At 57.9% G+C, this 6,059-nt stretch carries 6 protein-coding genes, 2 tRNA genes and 1 rRNA gene; all 9 read left to right on the plus strand.

The genetic code is table 11. From position 1 onward, the window contains the following. A 23S ribosomal RNA gene (locus EV586_RS20310) occupies window positions 1-132 on the plus strand; the annotation flags it as partial. Window positions 133-248: 116 nt separating this feature from the next. After that, window positions 249-324 (plus strand) — tRNA-Thr (locus EV586_RS20315). 16 nt (window positions 325-340) lie between these two features. Then, window positions 341-424 (plus strand) — tRNA-Leu (locus EV586_RS20320). A gap of 102 nt (window positions 425-526) precedes the next feature. Beyond that, window positions 527-1,567 carry an asparaginase gene (locus tag EV586_RS20325; protein ID WP_132946895.1) on the plus strand — a complete coding sequence of 347 codons (1,041 nt, stop codon included), beginning with the start codon at window positions 527-529 and terminating at the stop codon, window positions 1,565-1,567. Between the two features lie 126 nt (window positions 1,568-1,693). Then, on the plus strand, window positions 1,694-2,092 hold the full coding sequence (locus tag EV586_RS20330; protein ID WP_132946896.1) for a GntR family transcriptional regulator: 399 nt from the start codon (window positions 1,694-1,696) through the stop codon (window positions 2,090-2,092). Between the two features lie 5 nt (window positions 2,093-2,097). Beyond that, on the plus strand, window positions 2,098-2,988 hold the full coding sequence (locus EV586_RS20335) for an ABC transporter ATP-binding protein (protein WP_132946897.1): 891 nt from the start codon (window positions 2,098-2,100) through the stop codon (window positions 2,986-2,988). Between the two features lies 1 nt (window position 2,989). Then, window positions 2,990-3,691 (plus strand): hypothetical protein, encoded by a 702-nt coding sequence (locus tag EV586_RS20340; protein ID WP_132946898.1) that lies wholly within the window; start codon window positions 2,990-2,992, stop codon window positions 3,689-3,691. A gap of 41 nt (window positions 3,692-3,732) precedes the next feature. Continuing rightward, window positions 3,733-4,458, plus strand: coding sequence for an ABC transporter ATP-binding protein (locus EV586_RS20345; RefSeq protein ID WP_132946899.1), 726 nt, complete (start codon window positions 3,733-3,735; stop codon window positions 4,456-4,458). Continuing rightward, a complete protein-coding gene (locus EV586_RS20350; protein ID WP_132946900.1) occupies window positions 4,455-5,654 on the plus strand; it encodes an ABC transporter permease in 1,200 nt (399 codons plus the stop codon). The genes EV586_RS20345 and EV586_RS20350 overlap by 4 nt, the downstream gene beginning before the upstream one ends. Window positions 5,655-6,059 lie beyond the last annotated feature (405 nt).

Here is a 6,059-nt window from a genome sequence, read left to right on the forward strand (position 1 = left end):
CACCTCAAGATAAGACTTCCCACACGGTCAACGTGGTAAGACCCCTTGTAGAAGACAAGGTTGATAGGCTGGAGGTGGAAGCGCCGCGAGGCGTGTAGCTGACCAGTACTAATCGGTCGAGGGCTTATCCTAAGTAAGTTCTAACTCACTATGATTCGCATCCAGTTTTCAGGGAACACAGCGGTAGATCGCCTAAGTCCAGCGACGTCCTGTCGCAACGGCGATCGACTGTACATCCTGTACGTCGTGCCGGTGTAGCTCAGATGGTAGAGCAACTGACTTGTAATCAGTGGGTCGAGGGTTCGATTCCTTTCGCCGGCACCATCTTTACTTTTTCTATGCGGTCGTGGTGGAATGGCAGACACGCACGCTTGAGGGGCGTGTGGGGCAACCCGTGGAAGTTCGAGTCTTCTCGACCGCACCAACTTGCAGTACCGAAACGATCCGGTTCTTGGAACCGGGTCGTTTTTTGTCGTATACTGGAGTTGTAGATTTCTGACTGTTCACACAAAGGAGCTGTTCCCAGATGAACATCGTTGCTAACGTCTACCGGGGCGGAATTTTGGAAAGTTCGCACCGGGGTCATATTGCTGTTGTCGATGCTTCCGGTCATCTTCTCTATTCGTACGGTGACCCGCACCGACTGACATTTGCCCGTTCTGCGATGAAGCCGCTGCAGACGATTCCGGTGGTGGAGACAGGGACGGCCGATCAGTTTGTTTTTGAAGATGCCGATCTTTCGCTCTGCTGCGCCTCGCACAGCGGTGAACTGCGCCACCGCACCCGCGCCATGGGCATTCTGGAGCGGGCCGGCCAAGGGGAAGAGCTGCTCCAGTGCGGCACGCACGTCCCCCGCGATGAAGAGAGCTACAAGCAACTGATCCGCGACGGGCGCGAACTGACCCCGATCTACAGCAACTGCTCCGGCAAGCATTCCGGGATGATCGCCACCGCCGTACATATGGGGGAAGACCCTGCTACCTATCACCTGGAAAGCCATCCTGTTCAGCAGCGCATCCTCGACGCGATCGCCGACATCATGTGTTACCCGAAAGACGAGATCCGGACGGCGATCGACGGCTGCGGCGTGCCGGTGCACCAACTTCCGCTCGCGAACATCGCATATGGCTTTGCCCGGATGGCCAAGCCGGACGTGATCGAGAAGGAGGCGCGCCGCGATGCGGTCAAACGCATTACCGAAGCGATGATGGCCGCACCGGAGATGGTCGGCGGCAACAAGCGCTACTGCACCGACCTGATGAATGCATTCGAAGGGCGGCTGTTCGGCAAGGCGGGTGCAGAAGCGGTTTACTGCATCGGTGACAAAGCGACCGGCCTTGGCATCGCGATCAAGATCGAAGACGGCTCGCCGCGCGCCACCTATGCCGTGATGAACGAAGTGCTCCGCCAGCTTGGCATCGGCACTGACGGTGCGCTGCAGGACCCGGCGCTCAGCTCGCACACCGACCCCGAGGTGCTGAACATGAAGGGGCAGGCGGTCGGCAAGATCGAAGCGCACTTCCAACTGCAACAAGTGCGCGAAAAAGTACCCGTTGTGAAAAACTAAAGGAGACCGATGTGCAGCAAGCCCGATTTTTCCAGAATCGGGCTTTTCTTATTGACCGGGTGTGTATATCGTGTATACTGTGTATATAGATATATACAGTATAAACAGTGAGAGAGGGTGCTGCTGTTGCGAATCCCGATTCAGATATCATCAGACAGCGCGGACCCGATCTATCACCAGATCGAAACGCAGTTTCGCGAGTTGATCTTCAGCGGTCAACTGCCGACGGGCACTGCGCTTCCGTCGATCCGCGCGTTGGCACAGGAGTTAGGCTGTTCGGTGATCACGACCCGCCGGGTCTATCAGGATCTGGAGAATGAAGGGTTGATCCGAACGCGCAAGGGCATTGGCACGTTCGTCTCCGAGGTCGAGACGGGCGATCGTGAGAAATTTCGCGAAGAAGCGGTCCTTGCGGCGTTCCGGGACGCGGTGGAGATCGGCAGACGATTGGGATGCTCAGTCGACGTGCTGCGCGAGCTGTTTGAAGGCGTCCTGCGCGAAATAAAAACGGGACAGGGGGAGTGAGCTGCATGACGGACAACATGACCGCACTGTCACTGCGCGGCGTGACGAAAAAATCAGGGCCTTTTACGCTGGGCCCGATCGATTTGCAGATTGAAAAAGGATACCGGGTCGCCGTGGTCGGCCCCAACGGTTCCGGGAAGACCACGCTGTTCCACCTGATCCAAAATCTGATCCGTCCGGACGCGGGCGAGGTGCAGCTCCTCGGCATGCTGCAGCCGGAAGCGGAAGTGCGGATCAAAGAAAAGATCGGATACATGCCGGACAGCGCGTTTGGCTATGAAGGGATGACGCCGGCAGATGCGGCGGAGTTTATGAAGCAGTGGTACCCGGGCTGGAGCGAGGCGCGTTTTTCCGAGATGTGCGGGAAGCTGGAGATCAACCCGCAGCAAAAGATCGCCAAGATGTCGAAAGGCACCAAGCAGCGCGTGCTGTTCCTGCTCGCCCTCGCCCGTGACCCGGAGCTGATCCTGCTCGACGAGCCGACCGCCAACCTCGATCCGTTTGCGGCGCGCAAGATGATGGAAGAGATCTCAGCGCTGTTGGAAGACGGCAGCAAGACGGTGATCTTTGCGACGCACGTGATGGAGGAAGTGCGAAAGTACGCCGACTATGTGGCGTTTTTGTACCGGGGGAAACTGCTCGGCTATTTTGAAAAAGACGAGATCATGGACAGCTGGAAAGAGTTGTGGGTGGAAGGCGCAGCGGAGGCGGCAGTGCGCATGCCGGGCGTGGTGTCTGCGGAAGGCGCGGGCCCGGTGCGGGTGATCACCTCCGATCGCCGGGCGACCGAACGAGCGTTCCGGGAGCAGGGCATCGCCGTGCTGAAAGTGCATAACCTGGAGCTCGATGAGATCTTTGCCGGGTTGATGAGCGAGTACGACCGGGGGAGGGGCTAACATGTGGCAAGAAGCGTGGAAACTGGTCGAACATGATGTGAAGCGGGTGTGGTGGAACTATCTGGTGATCATGTTCATGTCGGTGTTCTTCGGAGGATGGACGGCGATGCTGCTGCGGTCGCTGCAGAGCGGCTTTGCATTCGACCCGTTCTTGCTCGACATTTACTTCCTGGCGATCGTGCCGGTCATCGGCTGTCCGTGGTATACGAAAAAGTACACGGAGCGGACGCATGATCAGCTGCTGATGTACCGGACGTTGCCGATCTCGACGGGCGGTATCGCGCTGAGCCGCATCCTGCTGGTGCTGCTGCGGGCGGTGCCGAATACGCTGTTCCTGTTCGGCACACTGTACCTGTTGTCGCCCGAAATGCGGGCCTGGATGGCGCCGTCCGAATACGTGTGGTTTGTGCTGATCTGGTTTGGTTACGGGGCGGTGCTGTCGTGCTGGTACCCGTTCTGGGAGCTGAATTCAGGCAGTTTGAAAAAGTTTTACTTGTACTCGGCGTGGTATTTGGTGCTGTGGATCGTGCTGGGCCTGACTTTTTGGCTGGCGCTTGACCGGCATGTGGTGCAGACGGTGATGCAATGGGCGCAAGGTGCGGGCTGGCCGTACGCGCTGCTGTCGATTCTGTTCAGCGGGCTGGGCGCGATCGGCTGGTGGCAGGTGACAAGGAAACAATTGGAGAATAAAGCATCATTCTAAAGCATCGTTTTACGGAGTAGAGAACCGGGAGGGGAACTGGGATGATTGAAGTGCAAGGCGTGACCAAGAAGTTTGGCGATTTTACGGCGGTGAAGGGCTTGACGTTCACCGCAGGGCAAGGCGAAGTGGTCGGGATGCTCGGGGAAAACGGCGCGGGCAAAACGACGACGCTGCGCATGATCTCCACGGTGTTGAAGCCGACCCATGGCAGCATCTCCGTCGGCGGCAAGGATGCGGTGCGTCAGGCGGAAGAGGTGCGCAAGCAGGTCGGTATCCTGTTTGGCGGCGAGACCGGCCTGTACGACCGATTGACGGCACGGGAGAACATCCGCTATTTCGGCAAGCTGTACGGGCTGGAGCAAAGCGTGGTCGAAGCGCGTACGGAGAGCCTGGCCAAGCGCTTTGACATGACGCGGTATCTCGACAAGCGCGTCGGCGGCTTTTCTAAAGGGATGAAGCAAAAGGTGGCGATCGCGCGCTCGCTGATTCACGACCCGAACGTGGTGCTGTTCGATGAGCCGACTTCGGGGCTCGACATCACGTCGGCGAACGTGATTCGCCAACTGCTCGGCGAGTTCAAGCAGGAGGGGCGCACGGTGATTTTCTCCTCGCACATCATGAGCGAAGTGGAGCGGCTGTGCGACCGTGTGGTGATCCTGCACCGTGGGGAACTGCAATATAATGGGACGCTGGATGCCTTGTATGAGCAGAACGGAACGAACGATCTCGACCGCATCTTTATGGAAATGGTGGGTGAGGGGCAATGAAGTTTGCACAAGTATGGATCGTGCTTCAAAAGGAAATTACCGATTTGCTGCGGGACCGCAAGACATGGCTGACCTCCGTGTTGCTGCCGCTCCTGCTGATTCCGGCACTGATGATCTTGATCGTAAAAATGCAGGTGGGCACGGAGGAAGATGCGCGCAGCCACATTCCGATCGCCGTGATCGGGCAGCAGGCGGAAGTGGAGCAGGCGATCACCGCGTATGAGGGGATCGAAGTGATGAAGCCGACCGATCCGAAGCAGGCGCTGACCGATGGCGAGATCCGCGCAATCGTGGAGATCGACGAGGATTTTGCAAAAAAAGTGGAGTCGAAGCAGCCGGCGAACGTGAACATTTTGTACAACCCGGCTGATCAAAAGTCGGCGATTGCGCAGGATGTGCTGAAGGGTCTGTTGGACGGGCTGGAGCAGCAGATGATGGCGAAACGCTTGGCGGAGCTGAATCTGTCGGCCGAAGCGGTGCAGCCGTTGCATGTAGCGGGGGTGGACGTGTCGACCGATGATCAGAAAGCCGGTTCGTTCCTCGGCTTTATCGTGCCGCTCTTGCTGATCGTCTCCTGTGTGACCGGGGCGATGCCGGCGGCGACCGACCTGATCGCCGGGGAGAAGGAGCGCGGTACGCTGGAGGCGCTGCTGACGACCCCGGTGAACGGGACGGCGATCTTGACCGGGAAGCTGATCACCACGTCGCTGATGGCGTTCGTGTCGGCAATCGCGTCGACGATGGCGATGATGATCGCAGCAAAGATCATGCCGAGCGTGCTGGGAACGGAAGCGGAAGGCGGCTTGGAGCTGTCCCTGTCGTTCCTGACTGCGGGGAATGTGGTGCTGCTCTTGGTGATGCTGCTCGGCCTGGCGGTGATGTTCGCTTCGCTGATGCTGTGCGTGTCCTCGCTGGCGAAGTCGTTTAAGGAAGCGCAGACCTATCTGGCACCGTTTATGGTGGTGGCGATGGTGCCGGTGTATGCGACGATGTTCATGTCGCCGCAAGATGCGCCGACGGTGTATTACTTCCTGCCGGTGATCAATGCGACGATGATGGTGAAAGAACTGCTCTATGGCATCATCAATTGGACGCATATCGGCTTCGTGCTCGGCAGCATCCTGGTCTATGCGGGGATCGCTGTGGTGCTGGCTTCGAAGCTGTTCCGCCGCGAAGGGCTGATCGTGAAAGGCTGATCGATGCAAAAGTGGACCTGGTCTCGCCTGCGAGATCGGGTCTTTTTTGCCGGATCGGGGAGCTCTGGCGTGGCTGTGCGGGGAAGGGTGGAGATTTGTTTGGGTTTGTTTCGGTGCGGAAATTGAGCGGAACGGGCGGGCGTGATAAGATAGTCCTTGTCGCCGCGGAAGACGCGGTGATGAAAAAAGAAAACTTACCAGTTGACTTTAGGGTGACCAACGTGGTAAGTTAATATGCGTCGCCGCGAGAGACACGCGGTGATGGTAGCCCAGCTAAGAACGCGACATCCTGTCGCAACGCTGGACAATCTTGATCCTTGAAAACTAAACGAGTGTTACAGAGATGAGATACGAGTCAAGATACAAGCTTTTCAACTTTTATTGAGAGTTTGATCCTGGCTCAGG

This window comes from Tumebacillus sp. BK434 (assembly GCF_004340785.1).
GTDB lineage: Bacteria > Bacillota > Bacilli > Tumebacillales > Tumebacillaceae > Tumebacillus_A.